We start from the raw sequence: 18,721 nt of genomic DNA, 5'->3' as shown, positions 1-18,721 counted from the left end.
CCCCTCATATCGAGGGGTTTTCTTTATGAAGAAGTCACACTTTCCGTTTCTTTAACCAACTGTTTCATGCGCTTACGGTCACGCTCTAAAATAGGCTTCAAGTATTTTCCTGTGTAAGATGCTTCTTCTTTGGCAATGTGCTCAGGAGTGCCAGAGGCAATGATCGTTCCGCCGCCTGCACCGCCTTCTGGTCCGAGATCAACAAGGTAATCAGCAGCCTTGATAATATCAAGGTTGTGCTCAATGACCAACACTGTATCTCCGTTTTCAACCAAACGCTGAAGCACTTTTAATAAACGGGCAATATCATCCACATGCAGTCCTGTTGTCGGCTCGTCCAAAATATAAAGAGACCTTCCGTTTGAACGGCGGTGAAGCTCAGATGCCAATTTCACGCGCTGCGCCTCTCCTCCGGACAATGTCGTTGCAGGCTGTCCAAGTGTAATATACCCTAGCCCAACATCATAAATCGTTTGAAGCTTCCGCTTAATTTTCGGGATATTCTCGAAAAATTGGAGTGCGTCCTCCACAGTCATTTCAAGCACATCAGCAATGTTTTTCCCTTTATATGTGACCTCGAGTGTTTCACGGTTATAACGTTTCCCGTGGCACACTTCACAAGGTACATACACATCTGGCAAAAAGTGCATTTCAATTTTAATGATGCCATCCCCGCGGCAAGCCTCACAGCGGCCGCCTTTGACGTTAAAACTGAACCTGCCTTTTTTGTAGCCTCGTACCTTTGCTTCGTTGGTCTGTGCAAACACATCCCGCACATCATCAAAGACACCTGTATACGTGGCAGGATTGGATCTTGGTGTACGGCCAATTGGAGATTGATCAATATCAATGACCTTATCTAAATGATCCATTCCTTTGATTTCTTTGTGCTGTCCTGGCTTCGCCTTCGCTCTGTGCAATTTTTGTGAAAGTGATTTTAATAGAATTTCATTCACAAGCGTACTTTTCCCTGAGCCGGATACGCCGGTCACAGCTGTAAAGACGCCCAGAGGAAACTTCGCATTCACGTTTTTCAAGTTGTTTTCTTTTGCACCTTTTATCTCAATATAGCGGCCGTCTGGTTTTCTTCTTTCAATTGGCAGCGGGATAAATTTCTCACCAGATAAATATTGTCCTGTTAAGGATTTCGGGTCCTTCATGACTTCTTCTGGCGTTCCAGCTGAAATCACTTCTCCACCATGAACTCCTGCTCCAGGTCCAATATCTATTAAATAATCAGCGGCTAGCATCGTATCTTCATCATGCTCCACGACAATCAGTGTGTTTCCGATGTCGCGCATGTTTTTCAACGTCCCGATCAACCGGTCATTATCGCGCTGATGCAGACCAATGGATGGTTCATCTAATATATAAAGAACACCTGTCAGCCTTGACCCGATTTGAGTCGCCAGGCGAATCCGCTGCGCTTCTCCGCCTGATAGTGTGCCAGCCGACCGGCTCAAATTCAGATAATCTAATCCCACATTATTTAAGAAGGACAAACGCTCTTTGATTTCACGTAAAATGAGCTGGGCAATCTGCATATCTTTCTCAGACAACTCGATTTTTTCATAGAAATCAAGGGCATCAGAGACAGACAAATCGGTGATTTCCCCGATATGCTTGCCATTGATGAGAACCGCCAGCGTTTCTTTTTTCAGACGATATCCTTTACATGTTGGACATGGCTGATTGGCCATATATTTTTCCATTTGCTCACGAATATAATCTGAGCTTGTTTCCTTATAACGCCGTTCAATATTACGAAGAACGCCTTCAAACTCAATTTCATTTTCACGTACCTGTCCAAAATCATTTTCATATTTAAAATAAATCCGTTCAGATCCGCTTCCATATAAAATTTTATCAAATAAATGCGATGGGATATCTTTTACCGGAATGTCCATGTCGATACCATAATGTGTACATACAGCTTCAAGAAGCTGCGGATAGTATTGCGAGCTTTGCGGCTCCCATGGTGCAATGGCATGCTGCCGTAAAGTCAGCTCCTTATTAGGAATGACAAGCTCAGGGTCGACTTCCAGTTTAGAACCAAGCCCATCACAGCTCGGACAGGCACCAAAAGGGCTATTAAATGAAAACATTCTCGGCTCAAGCTCACCGATAGAGAATCCGCAGTGCGGACAAGCATGATGTTCACTGAATAACAGCTCTTCTTGTCCAATCACATCAATCATCACCCGGCCTTCGCCTAACCGAAGCGCAGTTTCAAGAGAGTCAGACAAACGAGCAGCAACGCCTTCTTTGACCACAATTCGATCAATGACCACTTCAATGGAATGCTTCTTGTTCTTTTCAAGCTCGATATCTTCTGAAAGGTCTTCCATCTCTCCATCGACTCTCACTCGCACATAGCCCTGCTTCCGAATTTGATCAAGTACTTTCACATGTGTTCCTTTGCGGCCAGATACAACTGGCGCAAGCACTTGCAATTTCGTTCTTTCAGGATACTCTAAAATACGATCTGTCATCTGCTCAATCGTTTGTGACGTAATTTCGATTCCGTGTATAGGACAAATAGGTTTTCCGACTCGAGCATACAAAAGACGCAAGTAATCATAAATTTCAGTGACAGTACCAACTGTTGATCTAGGGTTTCGGCTCGTCGTTTTCTGGTCAATACTAATCGCCGGAGAAAGACCTTCAATGGCATCTACATCCGGTTTATCCATTTGTCCAAGAAATTGGCGTGCATACGCTGAAAGAGATTCAACGTACCTGCGCTGACCTTCTGCATAAATGGTATCAAAGGCAAGCGACGATTTTCCTGAACCAGATAATCCCGTAATGACCACTAGCTGGTCACGCGGGATATTGACATCAATATTTTTAAGGTTGTGGGCTCTAGCACCTTTCACCTCTATTCGTTCCATAGCCATCAGGCAATCATCCTTCCGCTTTTAGCTCTAGCAATAGATCTCTTAATTCTGCTGCTTTTTCAAAATCAAGCGCTTTTGCTGCATCTTTCATTTCCATCTCGACTTTTTCGATCACTTTTTCTCGTTCTTTTTTGCTCATTTTCGAAAGCTTTGGTGCTGCTTTTGTTTCGTATTCTTCTGAATCCTCATGTATCTTTGTTGCCTTAATGACATCTCGAATTTTCTTATGGATCGTTTGCGGGGTAATCCCGAATTTCTCGTTATATGCTTCTTGCTGTTCTCGTCTTCGCTTCGTTTCTTGAATCGCAATGTCCATCGACTTCGTCATATTGTCTGCATACATAATGACCCGGCCTTCTGCATTTCTCGCTGCACGGCCAATCGTCTGGATGAGGGATCTTTCAGAGCGCAAAAAGCCTTCTTTATCTGCATCTAAAATGGCCACGAGCGACACTTCTGGAATATCCAGTCCTTCACGAAGAAGGTTGATTCCAACAAGCACATCATATTTACCGAGACGCAGATCACGGATAATCTCAATCCGCTCAAGGGTTTTAATCTCTGAATGCAGGTAATTCACCTTGATTCCGATTTCTTTTAAGTAATCTGTGAGATCCTCAGACATTTTCTTCGTCAGCGTGGTCACGAGCACACGCTCATTTTTCTCAACTCGTGCATGAATTTCTCCAATTAAGTCATCAATTTGTCCTTCAATCGGACGGACTTCAATGATTGGATCAAGTAATCCCGTTGGACGGATAATTTGTTCCACAACCTCTGGTGTTTTCTCAAGCTCGTATGGACCAGGCGTTGCTGATACATGCACAATATGGTTGATATGCTTTTCAAATTCATTAAAGGTGAGCGGTCTGTTATCAAGCGCTGATGGCAGGCGGAATCCGTGATCAACCAACACTTGCTTTCTTGCTTGGTCCCCGTTGTACATGGCGCGGATTTGCGGAATCGTCACATGCGACTCATCGACAACAATCATAAAATCATCTGGGAAATAATCAAGCAGTGTGTAAGGTGTTGAACCAGGCGGACGCAAAGTCAGATGTCTTGAATAGTTCTCGATTCCTGAACAAAAACCCATCTCTCTCATCATCTCAAGGTCATATCTTGTCCGCTGCTCAAGGCGCTGCGCTTCAAGCAATTTTCCATTTTCACGAAGCTTTTCGAGCTGTTCTTCTAGCTCTTGTTCAATATTTATAATTGCTTTTTCCATTTTTTCTTCTCTTGTGACGAAGTGAGATGCTGGGAAAATCGCCACATGATCACGATCACCAAGTATTTCTCCAGTCAGCGCATCCACTTCACGAATACGTTCAATTTCATCACCGAAAAACTCCACTCTGATACAATGCTCATCTCGTGAAGCAGGAAAAATCTCAACGACGTCTCCTCGGACTCGGAAGGTTCCGCGCTGAAAATCTATATCATTACGAGAATACTGAATATCCACCAGCTTACGAAGCAGCTGATTGCGTTCAATCTCCATTTCAGTACGCAAAGACAGCACAAGCTCTCTATATTCCTCTGGCGAACCTAAGCCATAAATACAGGACACACTGGCAATGATGATGACATCTCTTCTCTCAAATAACGAGGACGTAGCCGAGTGTCTCAGCTTATCAATTTCATCATTGATACTGGCATCCTTCTCAATAAATGTATCGGTCTGAGGCACATATGCCTCTGGCTGATAATAATCATAGTAACTTACAAAATATTCAACAGCGTTATTCGGAAAAAATTCCTTGAATTCGCTGTATAACTGACCGGCAAGTGTCTTATTATGCGCAATGACAAGTGTCGGTTTGTTCACTTCTTTGATCAGGTTGGAGACAGTAAAGGTCTTTCCCGTACCTGTAGCACCTAACAGCGTTTGATGCTGTTTCCCCTGATGGATCCCCTCAACAAGCTTTTCAATTGCCTTTGGCTGATCTCCTTGGGGCTGATAGTTAGAAACTAATTCAAAGCGGTCACTCACATCAAAGCCTCCGTTTCGTTACGAAATCTATCTAATGAATATATTATCATAAAAGAACACAAAAATACGAACTAAAGTTCGGCTCTTACTTGATTTTTATTTCCAATACAGTCATACCCTCTCTCCCATGGCAAATAACCCTCTTAAGAAAACCTTCCTTTCAGTATGGAACATTTTGGAGTGAGATATTCGATGAGCAGAAAAAGAAAGCTGCGCTTACCAGAAATCGTAAGCACAGCTCTTGTTTAAAACATGTCAGTTTTCGGCCATCAAGCTCTTGATGGCGATGACATCATTGATTTTCTTCAGCTTTTTCTCTTTTTTCGATTTCTTTCTTAGCCATAAACAAAGCCCCAGCTACTAAAGAAATAATATCTAATCCCACAATAAAGTAGGTTTCTGTATAGCCCTTCATGTACGAAGCAAATAAAAGCGCTGCTGTTAACGCAATGCCCACGTAATGATTGTAAGTAACCTTTGAAAATAAAATAACGAGCAAGAAAGGAAAAACTAGTGCAAATATGGCTTTTGTAATCACAAAAACCCTCCCTCTTCATGGTCTACTTCCTTGATTATAGTAAAGATTGGCATATTGAACAATTCACAGTTTTCAATTTCGCCTTTTTTCTTCATGTTCGGAGACTTTTGTTTTAGAAATAGAAGGAAATTAGTGAGATTGTCCCCTTTGTAAAGATAGGTCTTTCCGTCTTTGACAATAACATCCAATCAATCCTATGATTAAAATGATAGTGCGCACTATCATTTTAAAAAATAGAGAGACATACAAACCATTGGCTATTTGGATAAGGGGGCATTCCCATGTATTCAGTTTTATTTCATGCGGCTGAAGAATCCGCATCACTCGCAGGGGCAAAAGGCCTAAATTTAATCAAATTAAACAATCACGGCCTGCCAGTCCCAGATGGATTTATTATTAAAACCAACAGCTTTGCAAGCTTTCTTTCATATCACAATCTGCAACCAGCAGAACAAAACCTTGCTCAAAAAATCAAAGAAGCATCGTTCCCTTCACAAATGGAAGCAGAGCTGCTTTCGTCCTTTCAATCATTGCGGAAGACTTATCCCTCTGTTGCAGTCAGGTCCTCTTCTGTTGCTGAAGATCTCGAAGGTGCCTCATTTGCAGGACAGTACGAGACCTATTTAAATATCAAAACAAATGAAGAGTTTTTACAAGCAGTCAAAGAATGCTGGTCTTCTTATTTTGCCGCGAGAGTCACAGAATATAAGGAAGAGATGAATGAAAATGAGGAAGAGATGCCGCTCATGGCCGTTGTTGTTCAAGGGTTGATCCATTCTGACGTCTCCGGTGTCATCTTTAGTGAGAATCCCGTATCGGGGAAAACAAATGAAATGATGCTGACCGCAAGCTACGGATTGGGAGAAGCAATTGTCTCCGGCCTTGTGACACCAGACACGTTTATTGTAGATAAAGAGAACTTTTCGATTGAAAAAACACTTGGGGCGAAAGAGCTGCAAATTGTTCCTTTCCAAGAGGGTGTCATGGAACAGCCAGTGGCGGAGAAATTGGCTGGCCAGTTTTGCCTGAACGATGATCAATTGAAAAAAATCACACAAATTACGAAACAAGTAGAAGAACTTTACGGACATGGAGTCGATATCGAATTTGGCATAGCAGATGGGTCGTTTTATTTACTTCAAGCAAGGCCGATTACCGCAGCCCTCCCAAAAACAGTAAATGAATCAGCGGGCGCTTCTTTTCAAATGCAGCCAGAAGAGCTGCAGGATTTCTGGATTTCAATGGACGATCATATGCCTGGTCCAACGAGCCCTCTTTTCTCAAGCTTGATCATACCAGCCTTAAAAAGCGGGATGAAGAAAAATGGAGAAAAGTATCAAGTGCCTGATATGAACATCAAAGATATTAAGCTTTACAGAGGCCACCTATACTCAGCACCAGCATTGCCAGAAGCGCAAGAAGGAGCTGCACCCGTTTTTGATGAACGTATATTTGAGCTATTTCCGCATTTAAGTGAGCGGATGTATGAGATTCTAGAGAAAAATTTCTTTCCATTTTACGAAAAACTCGATCGCCAAATGAAGGAACCTATGACCATTGAAAAAGCCATCATCGGCTTTGAAGAATTAAAGGATTTTTATATCCAAGCGTATGATGATCATTTTGATATCGTCACACCGCAAATCATACTATCAGCCATCATTGAAGACATGCTTGTCACGTATACTGGTGATCAAACCCAAGTCGTCTTGCTGCACGAAATGATGATAGGCGTGATGAACAAATCTCTTGAAACAGACAAGGTGCTATCTGATATCGCAAAGGATGTCCTTCAAGATCCAGAACTTCATCAAGCATTTATTCAACATGAAAAGAACTCGGAGCTGTTACATGCACTCAAACACTCGGAAAAAGGGAGGCATTTCATTTCGAAATTGGAGGATTTTCTCCAAGTTTACGGCTGGCGATCTGTTAAAAGTCATGACCTTACGGATGAGACTTGGGCAGAAAACCCGGAGTTTATATTAGATATCATCAGAAATAACATCCAGTCCCAATGTGATTTTGATGAAGAATTTGCAAAAGCAGTGATCAAAAGACAAGAGACGTATAAACATTTTATGAGTCAAGTGAAGGATGAGTCGTTTAAAACAAAATTTGAGACGCTGTATCAATTTGCCCTTCAAGCAGCGAATATCCGAGATGACCACCACTTCTACATTGATGCAATGTTAGATGCAAAAGCCCGGGTATATCTATTAAAAATTGGTGAGCTTCTCGCAAAAAAAGGAGCCATTCCTCATCAAGAAGATCTTTGGTATCTCTACGATGAAGAGGTACAAAAAGCGCTCACAACGTCTATCTCATTCGATTCGGTTATCCAGCAAAGAAAAATGGAAATGAAAGAAAATGAAGCCATTCAACCACCAGCTTACACCGGCACACCAACTGAAGCTGAATTGCAGCAAGTGGAAAGAATGCTTGGTTCATTAAGAGAAAATCAAAACAACACACAAGATGTGATCCATGGAATTGGCGCATCCAGCGGTATTGTTTCCGGAAGAGTAAAAGTGATTACTAGTGCTGAAGAATTCTCACAATTCCAAAAGGATGATATTTTAGTTTGTAAAACGACCACACCTTTATGGACGAGCTTATTTAGAGATGCGAAAGCAGTCATCACCGATGCTGGAGGCATTTTATCTCATTCAGCTATTATTGCAAGAGAGTATATGATGCCAGCTGTCTTAGGTACTAGAATAGCAACTGAAACACTTCAATCCGGTGACCTTGTGACAGTAGATGGCAGCAATGGACGCATTCAGATTTTAAAGCAGCATTCGCGTGCATAAGCTTATCATTTTGGATGATATTGGCGGTCATAGGTTTTATCGGTATACTTACTTTGTTGCAAACACATTCATAACCTGAGGTGAGTATGCTTGTTAAAATCTACAAATCAACGAATCATTCGCGCAACAATGGATTTATTAACTGAAAAGGGCTATCAAAAAACAACAACCAAAGAAATAGCAACAAAAGCGAATGTGAGTGAAGCAACTATTTTTCGCAACTTTAAAAACAAACGCGGCGTCATTGCTGCCATTATGAAAATGAAATCAACACCGACAAAAACCCTAGAAGCGGAATTCAAAGGCGATTTATACATCGATTTGAAGTTTCTCGGTACCTATTTCCTTGAAGATTTGACTTCAAAAAAAGAATTTATTTATATCAGCATGCGAGACCCGGCTATTTATAAAGATTTAACTAGTCATGAAAAGATTTATCCTCAGGAACTGAGAGAAATGCTGATACAATATTTCAAAAAGATGGGTGCCCAGCATCATGTATTAAAAGGAAATGAAGACATTTATGCAGACATTTTCATTAGTACGTATTTCGGATTTTTCATTCAGCAGCTAGAGCAAGATTTTCAACTCGTTCTCACACAAAAAGAAGATTTTATTGAAACATGCACACACATTTTCATGAGAGGAATTTCTCCCGCTTAAAGGGTGGAATTCTTCTTTTTTACAAAAGGTGGTATACACATTGAGGTTAAAAAAAGAGAGTTTCGTCATCTATTCTTTGTTGCTTGGAGCTATACTAGTTCCAGTCAACTCAACGATGATCGCTGTCGCTCTATCATCCATATCAACTTATTATGATCAATCCCTTGCAAACATCACTTGGGTTGTCACAATTTATCTTATTGTCATGGCAGTCACTCAGCCTATCGCTGGTAAGTTAGGAGATATATACGGACACCGGCGAATGTATTTAATTGGGGTCATGCTCTTTTTAATTGGCTCAATTGGATGTGCTTTAGCTCCTAATCTAGCTTTTCTCATCACTTTTCGTTCCATTCAAGCAGCTGGCGGCGCTATTTTAACACCGAATAGCATTGCATTGATTCGTGCAACAGTATCCCCCGAAAAACTATCTAAAACAATGGGTTATTTTGGGTTTGGAGCCGGTATTGGTGCCGCACTTGGACCTTTTATTGGTTCGATTCTTATTCAGAGTTTTGATTGGCATTCTATATTCTTTGTAAATATCCCATTCTTGTTCCTTACACTTGTTACCGGCGTATTACTCATTCCAAAAACAAAGCATACACGCTTACAAGCAAATGTAGACATCATTGGTTCATTGTACTTAACCATCGGGATTGCCACACTCATTTTATGCACTAAAAGCCAATTGCTAAATGAATACTTGATCTATGGAATTCTAGCGTTGATCGTGATTCCTTTATTCTTTAAACATGTACGAAAAGTAAAGAATCCGATCATCGATTTGTCGCTTTTTAAAAACAGTTCATTTACAAATGCAAACCTGTCGATCATGCTAAGTAATTTTGTCATGTATGCCATCCTTCTGATTATGCCGCTGTTTATGGAACAACAACTTGCACTTTCTCATACACAAAGCGGTATCATTCTATCAGTATTTTCTCTTTGCATGTCTATTAGCGGCTTGTTAGGGGCAAGACTCCATCCGAAAAAAGGCGCGAAAAAAATGATTCGCTTTTCATTTCTCTGCCTCACTTTATCAGGCATCATGTTAATCACACTGAGTCAGTACCCTACCTTACCACTGCTTATCGTGACACTTGTCGCAGGTGGAATTTCATCAGGGATTGGGATGACCAGTATGCAGATGGCTTCTTTAACGTCTGTTGATCAAAGCTTATCTGGTTCAGCATCTGGTATTTTCTCTACCTTTCGATATTTTGGCAGTATCATTTCGTCTACATTGATTGGGATTATGAGTGGTTTTCAATCTTTATTTATTGTATTAATGGGTGCAGGCATTCTTGGTTTCTTTTTATCTCAACGCGTAAAAACAAAGCCAACCTCTCCATCATCTGAACATTCCGCCTAATGACTCCCTTGCTCTATGCCTATTTAGAGCGGGGAGTTTTCATCATTTGTATCACTGTAAGCTATAGTGATTGCATTCATCAAATCCTGAAAATCATCTTTTAAAGAAGAAAAAATGGCATATGACCAGACAAAAAAGGAACTTCAGGGTCAAATTGTCTCCCTCACTCACCTAAAAGCTTTTTTTCATCTCCTTCAGCATGGATAACTTCAATTTTTTTTCACAATTTTTGTGGTATGATTTTGAAAATAGAGAACGTAAAGGAGCGGAAGAATGGAACGTGTGAAATATGTTTTGATCTGTTTATCAGCTCTACTTTTATTTCTGACAGGTTGTGGAACAGAACGGCAATTTACGCCGCCAGGCAGCTCTCAATCCATCGCTGTCATCTCTCAATTAAAAAAAGCCTCCTTTTCAATAGTTGATATACAAAAAAATAAAATGCTCTCTTCTGTGGATTTAAAGCACCCACTCACTGATCTTATTCAAATCAATAAAGACGTCATCATCGCTACAAGTAAAGAGGGAGAATCCCTTATCGAAATTAATCTTAAAAACGGGACAGCAACAGATTATATGGATGTGGATAAAGGACTGACTTCCCTTACATATGATGCAGCTTCTCATACATTAATCGCTGCTAACTCACAGAAAAATGTCGTTTATTTTATTGATACGGAGCGTAAAAAAATAAAATCGACTGTGAAAACCGGAAAATTACCTTCTTCTATGACTCTTTCTTCATCAGGTCTTTTATTTGTTTTAAATGCAGAAAGTCATACTGTCTCCGTCATAGATATTGAAAAGGAAAAAAATATACGTACGTTTTCTGTACTTAATCGGCCTTCTGGGATTCATTTTGATGGACAGTCTATTTGGATCGGCGGCCATGGTAAACAAGGCACCTTAAATAAGAGTATTTTTGCTTATGACCCTAAAACAGGCAAAAAACAGCGAGAAATAAAGCTAGGCGTTATGCCTGTTGCATTTTTTTCAGAGAAAAATTCTTCTACTTTATATGTACTATGCCATGGAGATCATACGCTATACAAAGTAAATACCAAAACAAATAAGCAGCTTGCTTCTGTTGAAACTGGTCAAAATCCAAATTATATCACCGCTGATACGACATCAATTTATGTGAGTAACTTGGATGACAACTCAGTATCCATCATTGATAAACACTCACTTATCATGAAAAATCAACTGAATGTACCATCAGGACCTTATGCTATCGTGTTGGAGGAAAAGAAATGAAGGAACAAATGCGTATTTTAATCGTAGATGATGAGCTCGATATGCTTGAGTTAATCGGGTCTTTTTTGAAGAGACATGGCTTTCACATTATCACTGCGAATAATGGAAAGGATGCCTTGCATCAGCTTGAAAAGGAATCAATTGACCTTGTTGTATTAGATATTATGATGCCTGACATGGATGGATTTGAGGTCTGTCAGCGTATTCGACAAACATCTCAAATACCGATTTTATTTTTAACAGCGAGGAGTTATGAGGAGGACCGAATTAGAGGACTTGAAATTGGAGCGGATGACTACATCATGAAGCCTTTCAGTCTGCGTGAGCTTGCAGCAAGAATTGAAACAACCCTTAGACGAATTAGAGGTCTTTCGCTAAAGCGCAGCCGAATACAGATTGGCGACATGGAGATTGATCAAGATGGCAGACAAGTTTACCTCCATCAACAGCCCGTTAATTTAACAAGAAGAGAGTTTGATTTACTCATGTTTCTTTTACTCAACCAAGGACAAGTTTTTTCACGAGAACACCTTTATCAAAAATTGTGGGAAACACATTCAACGAGCGGCTCTTTAAGAACAGTCGATACACATATCAAAACGCTGCGACTGAAGTTAAAGGAAGCAGAACGATTTATTAAAACCGTTTGGGGTGTCGGCTATAAGTTTGAGGAGGAAGAATGAAGCCATTATCGATTAAAAAGAAAGTACTCTTCTTAATCCTTGCAGTGATCGGAATCGTTGCAGCCTCAGCGCTTGCCCTTACCTTTTACTTATACCAACATTTATATATTGATAAACAGATCGATTCCTTAAGTTTGCAAGGTAAGAAGCTGGCAGAAATCTATCACACACACGGGAAAGACAAGTATTTTACCGACAGAATGAAATGGGCAAATGACTCAAGTCAGGCAAACATTATTTTTACAGATGATCCAATGGAGCTTTCAAGTGGACTTCCTTTTGATACGGACACAAATGATAATCTCATTACGTTCAAGGAACGCCAAAAGCTTCTTCAAGGTGAAACCGTCGTGTTAATTAGAGAACACCCAAAGTTTCACCAAGATATTCTTGGCATCGCCATCCCTGTTTTCTCAAGCAATGATGATCTATCAGGAACTATTTTCCTCTCCATGCCCTTATCAGATGTATATGAACCCTTTGTCCAAATTAGATTGACTCTTGGCATATCCATCTTAATGATTCTGCTCCTGATATTCGTGATCGGATATAAGAGCTCCAATAAAGTAGTGCAGACAATTAATAAAATGAAAGAAATTGCAATGGAAATGGAATCTGGTGATTTCTCAAAACGAATGGCCGTAACCAAAAAAGGAGATGAGTTAAACCAGCTCAGCCGCTCCTTTAATAAACTGTCTTCTACCCTCGAAAAAGTTGAACAGCACCGCAAGGAATTTCTTGCGAATGTCTCTCACGAACTTAGAACGCCTTTAAGTTATATGAAAGGCTATGCAGAAGGAATTGAAGAAGGGATCATTGATCAAAAAAAAGGAATGCAAATCATCCAAGATGAGGCCACACGTTTAAGCCGGCTTGTACATGATCTTTTAGATCTTGCACAGTTAGAAGGTGACTCCTATCCACTTACGACGGAGCCAATTGTCTTTGCTCAGCTGATCCACGATGTTCTTGATCAAATGGCCTTCTTCGCTGACAAAAAAAACATTACTCTCAAACGTACACTTGAAGAGGATTGCATTGTTTATGGTGATAGCGACCGTCTCCAACAAGTGATACGTAATTTACTGGACAATGCCATTCAGTACACGCCATCTGGAAAATCAATATCGATTGAATTACAAGTTCACCAAAGTGTTGCTGAATTGAGAGTGACTGACGAAGGCAACGGTATTCCAAAAGAAGATCTTCCACATGTTTCTGAGCGATTTTATCGTGTAAATAAAGCACGAACAAGAAAGGATGGCGGCTCTGGCCTTGGACTAGCTATTGTTTATCAAATCATCAAAAAACATCATGGGACGTTCGACATTCAATCTGAGTCTGGCATTGGTACGACAGCCATCATTCAACTTCCCAATGCTTCATTCAATGAGAGCTCACCTACTCTATAACTACTACTCACATATTTTACTCTCATTGGAATCTCTACTTTATCTGATAAATTCAGTATCCATAGGATGTGTCTACAACTAGAACAGCTCTTTTCACTAAGAGCTGTTTTTATTTCTAAAAAATAAAAAAATGGTCTTTTTTTATTAACATTTTATTCATATTTGCTTGTTACACTTTTTTCAAGTGAAAAAAAGGAGTGACTTGCTTTTGATCAGACGTTTTCAGAAATTTGATATTTATTTATTTTTCATATTGATCTTATCTGCCATCTTAAACATTTATAACATTTGGGAAGATGATACGGTGAATGCGTATTATACTGCGGCTGTCACAAGTATGATGCAAAGCTGGCATAATTTCTTCTTTGTTTCATTTGATCCAGCAGGATATGTCACGGTGGATAAACCCCCGCTCACCTTCTGGCTGCAAACAATCAGTGCCAAAATTTTTGGTCTGCATGGATGGAGCGTCATCTTGCCTCAAGCTTTAGCAGGTATTGGATCTGTTTATCTGATCTACCATCTTGTCAAACCAACTTTTGGTCAAGCAGCGGCGAGATTAGCGGCACTTATCATGGCGTGTACACCTATTGCGGTTGCTGTATCTCGCACAAATAATATTGACAGCTTACTTGTCTTTATACTTTTACTAGCAACAGGAATGATGTTCAAGGCTGTAAAACAGCAAAAGGTGCTTTGGGCGATTGCTGCGTTTGCGATGATTGGCGTCGGCTTTAATACAAAAATGCTGCAAGCCTATATGATCGTACCGGCACTCATTCTTTTTTACATCATTGCCTACCGATCGACATGGAAGAAAAAATTGTTATCACTGATGATTTCAATGATTGTTCTTTTAGGTGTATCTGTTTCTTGGTCTATAGCGGTTGATCTCACTTCCAAAGACAATCGCCCTTATATGGGATCAAGCCAATCGAACTCAGCACTAGAATTAGCCTTTGGTTACAACGGTCTTCAGCGGTTGACTGGTCAACAGTCTGGCGGGGGAGGCGGCACAAATCAGGGTGAGAGGCAGCCACCTTCACAGCAGGGTGATCAGCAAAATGACAATGATTCATCCACCATACCTCAGCCGCCATCTAATGGAAATCAAAACAACTCAGACAATTCAAACCAATCATCTAGTCAGAAACAGCCTTCAATGCAAGGACCACCAAGCAATGCAGACGGTACAACACCACCTGATATGCCTTCAGGCGGTAATGGTGATGGACCGCCAAATGGCGGGGGCGGAAAAATGGGAAATGGCTCCGGCATGTTTGGTACAGGAACCAAGGGACCGTTACGTCTGTTCCAATCTGAACTGTCCGATCAAATCAGCTGGCTGCTTCCATTTGCGATCTTCGGTGCGATTGGTATCTTCTTCTCGACTGCCTTTGAAAGAAGACGTCTCAATACAAAACAAAAAGAAACACTATTTTGGTTAGCTTGGCTTATACCTGTTGCTGCATTTTTCAGTGTAGCAGGATTTTTCCATCACTATTATTTAATCATGCTGGCACCGCCAATTGCTGTATTAGCAGGAGCCGGATGGGTTTCTATGACACAGTTGTTTCAAACAGGAACTGGGTTTAAAAAATGGCTGCTTCCAATGGCGATATTCGTCACAACAGCATTTGAAATCTTTATCCTATCCACTTTTACAAGCACGATCGGTCTTGGACTAAGCATTACAGTCGGTATCATTGGTGTTGGAACAATCCTTTCTCTGCTTTTGATAAAAGGAAAGGAAAAACTAAAACAATTCGTGTCTCTCATCGCCATCCTTGGCATGCTGATCGCACCACTATACTGGGCAAGCACACCTCTTCTTTATGGGGGAAACAGTATGCTTCCAGAGGCTGGTCCTCAGCTTGCAACTTCAAGTGGCAGCATGAGTTCACAAGTCAATGAAAAGTTGATCAGCTATCTTGAGAAAAACAATACGGGAGAAGAATTCCTATTCGGAACAACAGATGCAACCACTGCTTCACCTTACATTATTAAAACAGGAAAAGCTGTTATGGCATTAGGTGGATTTAGTGGATCTGATAACATTCTCACGCTTAGTGAATTCAAACAGCTCGTCAAAGACGGCAAAATCAAATACTTCTATCTTTCTGGTATGAGAGGCGGTAGCTCTGACATTCTCACTTGGATTCAAAAAAATGGTAAAGAAGTATCTGCTTCTAAATGGCAGAACAGCTCTACATCCAAAACGAACCAGCAAACCGACAGCCAACAATCAGAACAAAATGATCAGTCAAATGGACGAATGGGCGGAATGGAGAGCGGCACTCTTTATGAACTATCCGTTGATTAATTCATCTATTAAAAGGGGGGAAGGATGACTGATGGAAAAGAACATACGATATTCGATTGTAGTCCCAGTCTATAATGAAGAACTTGTGATCCACGAATCCTATCAACGACTGAAAACAGTCATGGATTCGACGGGAGAAGCATACGAGCTTCTCTTCGTCAATGACGGTAGTATGGATCGAACAGCTGAACTAATTAAAGGGTATTCCCAAAACGATCCGAATGTAAGACTCATTGATTTCTCGCGTAACTTTGGACACCAAATTGCAATTACAGCTGGGATGGATTATGCAAAGGGAGAAGCTGTCGTCGTGATAGATGCAGACCTACAAGATCCGCCTGAATTGATATTAGAGATGATCGCAAAATGGAAAGAAGGCTATGAAGTCGTATACGCCGTGCGCACCAAACGAAAAGGCGAAACTTTTTTCAAAAAGCAAACCGCTTCCCTTTTCTATCGCGTTTTACGTCAAATCACCGAAGTAGATATCCCAATCGACACCGGTGACTTCAGGTTAATGGATCATAGAGTGTGCCATGAAATGAGAAAAATACGAGAAAAAAATCCATTTGTTCGCGGCCTAGTCAGCTGGGTAGGTTTCAAACAAATTGCAGTAGAGTACGTTCGAGATGAACGTCTAGCAGGAGAAACAAAATACCCGCTCAAAAAGATGCTTAAGCTCTCGATGGATGGAATCACTTCCTTTTCCTATAAACCTCTGAAGCTAGCGAGTTTAGCAGGAATTGCCCTTTCCGCTATCGGATTCATTTCAATGTTTCTTGTACTTTACTTAAAGCTTTTTACAAACAGCACCATTACAGGATGGAGTTCATTAATTGTCATACAGCTGTTCTTTAGCGGCATTATCCTCTTTATGCTGGGAATGATTGGGGAATACATCGGCCGAATCTACGACGAGGCAAAAGATCGACCACTTTACATCGTAAGAGAGAGTTACGGGCTTCAGTCAAAGCCACAGCCTGTTCAATCCCCTGTTCATTTCAAGCAATACAAACAGCATTAAAAAAAGCGTGTGAGACCTCTTTAAAGGTCCCGCACGCTTCTTGTATTAAGCGGCTGTTTCAAACCGCTTTCTGTTGATGAAGAATGAAAGAGTAATAATTAGATAAATGCCCATTGTGACCATCGTTTGGACAATTGGAGTTGTTGACACAACGCCGATAAAAATGGCAATGATTGCAATCACAGAAAACCATGTTGTGAAAGGATATAGCTTCACGCGATAGCCTCCTGGTTCTGCTACACTTCGAGATTTTAAATGCCCGACAGCAATAATAAACCAGATGAATAAGACCGTATAGCTCAAAGATCCCATTAAATAATTAAAGGTTTGACTTCCTACAAAAAGAGAAATCAATACAGCAGCATACAATGTAGATGTACACACTAGGATCGCTCTGACAGGCACCTGCTGTTTTGATAGTTTTGAGAAGCCCTTCCATACACGTCCATCCATCGCTTGCGTATAGAGTACCCTTGAGGATGCGTACAATCCAGAGTTCATAGAAGACAAGATCGCTAGTAAAATAATACCGTTCATGATGTCACTTGCGTATGGCACGCCAATCGTTGCAAACACGGTGACGAATGGACTCACTTGCTCATTGTTTACTTGATTCCAAGGAATCAAGCTGACGATGATGAAGAACGGCAGTACATAGAAACCAATGATTCGTACAAATGTACTTTGAATGGCCTTTGGGATGACTTTTTCAGGATTTTTGGTTTCTGCTAATGTGACCCCAATCATTTCAGTCCCGCCATATGAATACACCACAACAAGCATGGCCGCAATTAAGCCGCCCGTTCCATTCGGGAAAAATCCTCCGTGGTCGGTTAAGTTGGATAATCCAGGTGCTGCATGCTGACCAAATGAGACAAACAGCATGGTTAACCCAATGATAATAAATAGAATAATGACAGCAATTTTAATAGAAGCTAACCAGTACTCCGTCTCAGCAAACATTTTAACGGAACAAACATTGATCAATGTCACAACAAGTGAAATGATTAACACAAGTGTCCAAATCGGCATCTGTGGGAACCAGTACTGAATAAAGATCGCAGATACAATTGCTTCTGCTGCAATGTTCAGCACCCACATTTTCCAGTATATCCAGTCTAAAAAATAAGCCGGATATTTGCCTAACACAGGTTCAATTAAATCACGGAATGTTCTTGCGCCAGGTCGTGCAACCGTCATTTCGGCAAGTCCTTGCATAATAAATAATAAAATAAGTCCACCAATCATATATGCCAAAATGACAGCAGGACCTGCGATATCAATAGCAGAGCTGCTTCCTTTAAACAGACCAGCACCAATTGCACCGCCAAGTGCGAGCATCATAATATGCCTTGACGTCATTGTTCGTTTTAACTGCACATGTTCCTTTTCCATTTTCTATAGCTCCTTTAAATTTGAATCTTCAGACAAATATAGGATAAAAGCATATAAAAAGGCCAGTCATCTCCTTGAAGAGACGACTGACCTTGCAACCGCGTTACCACTCTAATTGATTCAGCCATAGCTGAATCCAACTTAAAACCCGTTAACGGAGGTCACACGTAAAGACTTACTATTGATTCAGTCTTACCGCTCTTTGAGCGAGTTCAATGATTCGTTTTACTGCGTTGCACCACCCCGCAGCTCTCTTAAAAAAACGGATGTTCATCTACTATTCTCAAGTCAAAGCGTTTATAGTCAATTTGTATATTCATCAAAGATTTTATTTTTTAAATATAC

The 18,721-nt window shown here is 40.7% G+C and carries 12 protein-coding genes and 1 other annotated feature; of the genes, 8 read left to right on the top strand and 4 right to left on the bottom strand.

Annotated features, from left to right (window positions below):
* Positions 1-23: 23 nt before the first annotated feature.
* From uvrA to MHI60_RS10290, 3 genes are all read right to left on the bottom strand, one after another.
* A complete protein-coding gene (gene uvrA / locus MHI60_RS10300) occupies positions 24-2,900 on the bottom strand; it encodes an excinuclease ABC subunit UvrA (RefSeq protein ID WP_095409648.1) in 2,877 nt (958 codons plus the stop codon).
* A 7-nt stretch (positions 2,901-2,907) separates the two neighbouring features.
* On the bottom strand, positions 2,908-4,893 hold the full coding sequence (uvrB, locus tag MHI60_RS10295; protein ID WP_144483642.1) for an excinuclease ABC subunit UvrB: 1,986 nt from the start codon (positions 4,891-4,893) through the stop codon (positions 2,908-2,910).
* 292 nt (positions 4,894-5,185) lie between these two features.
* Positions 5,186-5,431, bottom strand: a complete 246-nt coding sequence (locus MHI60_RS10290; RefSeq protein WP_024426229.1) for a CsbA family protein — start codon at positions 5,429-5,431, stop codon at positions 5,186-5,188.
* Positions 5,432-5,712: 281 nt separating this feature from the next.
* On the opposite strand from MHI60_RS10290, the gene MHI60_RS10285 reads away from it, so the two are divergent.
* The 8 genes from MHI60_RS10285 (at position 5,713) to MHI60_RS10250 (ending at position 16,981) form a co-directional block, all read left to right on the top strand.
* A complete protein-coding gene (locus MHI60_RS10285) occupies positions 5,713-8,244 on the top strand; it encodes a PEP/pyruvate-binding domain-containing protein (protein WP_144483644.1) in 2,532 nt (843 codons plus the stop codon).
* A gap of 90 nt (positions 8,245-8,334) precedes the next feature.
* Positions 8,335-8,907 (top strand): TetR/AcrR family transcriptional regulator, encoded by a 573-nt coding sequence (locus MHI60_RS10280; RefSeq protein ID WP_144483646.1) that lies wholly within the window; start codon positions 8,335-8,337, stop codon positions 8,905-8,907.
* 40 nt (positions 8,908-8,947) lie between these two features.
* Complete coding sequence (locus MHI60_RS10275; RefSeq protein WP_095409652.1) at positions 8,948-10,282, top strand: MFS transporter; 1,335 nt, start codon at positions 8,948-8,950, stop codon at positions 10,280-10,282.
* A 273-nt stretch (positions 10,283-10,555) separates the two neighbouring features.
* The gene (locus MHI60_RS10270) at positions 10,556-11,539 is read left to right on the top strand and encodes a YncE family protein (protein WP_144483649.1); all 984 of its coding nucleotides are present in this window, start codon (positions 10,556-10,558) and stop codon (positions 11,537-11,539) included.
* Positions 11,536-12,222 carry a response regulator transcription factor gene (locus MHI60_RS10265; protein ID WP_095409654.1) on the top strand — a complete coding sequence of 229 codons (687 nt, stop codon included), beginning with the start codon at positions 11,536-11,538 and terminating at the stop codon, positions 12,220-12,222. Before MHI60_RS10270 ends, MHI60_RS10265 begins: the two co-directional genes overlap by 4 nt.
* Positions 12,219-13,634 (top strand): HAMP domain-containing sensor histidine kinase, encoded by a 1,416-nt coding sequence (locus MHI60_RS10260; protein ID WP_144472043.1) that lies wholly within the window; start codon positions 12,219-12,221, stop codon positions 13,632-13,634. Before MHI60_RS10265 ends, MHI60_RS10260 begins: the two co-directional genes overlap by 4 nt.
* 208 nt (positions 13,635-13,842) lie before the next feature.
* Entirely contained in the window at positions 13,843-15,957 is a 2,115-nt protein-coding gene (locus tag MHI60_RS10255; protein ID WP_144483651.1) for a glycosyltransferase family 39 protein, read from the top strand.
* A gap of 31 nt (positions 15,958-15,988) precedes the next feature.
* The gene (locus MHI60_RS10250) at positions 15,989-16,981 is read left to right on the top strand and encodes a glycosyltransferase family 2 protein (protein ID WP_111292241.1); all 993 of its coding nucleotides are present in this window, start codon (positions 15,989-15,991) and stop codon (positions 16,979-16,981) included.
* A 45-nt stretch (positions 16,982-17,026) separates the two neighbouring features.
* Here the strand turns inward: MHI60_RS10250 and MHI60_RS10245 are convergent, their stop codons facing one another.
* On the bottom strand, positions 17,027-18,376 hold the full coding sequence (locus tag MHI60_RS10245; RefSeq protein WP_144483654.1) for an amino acid permease: 1,350 nt from the start codon (positions 18,374-18,376) through the stop codon (positions 17,027-17,029).
* 75 nt (positions 18,377-18,451) lie between these two features.
* Positions 18,452-18,677: a binding site (T-box leader), on the bottom strand.
* Between the last annotated feature and the right edge of the window lie 44 nt (positions 18,678-18,721).

This window comes from Bacillus sp. FSL K6-3200, from assembly GCF_038630485.1.
GTDB classification, from domain to species: Bacteria; Bacillota; Bacilli; order Bacillales; family Bacillaceae; genus Bacillus; species Bacillus safensis.
This window is presented reverse-complemented; position numbering and strand designations above follow the sequence as displayed.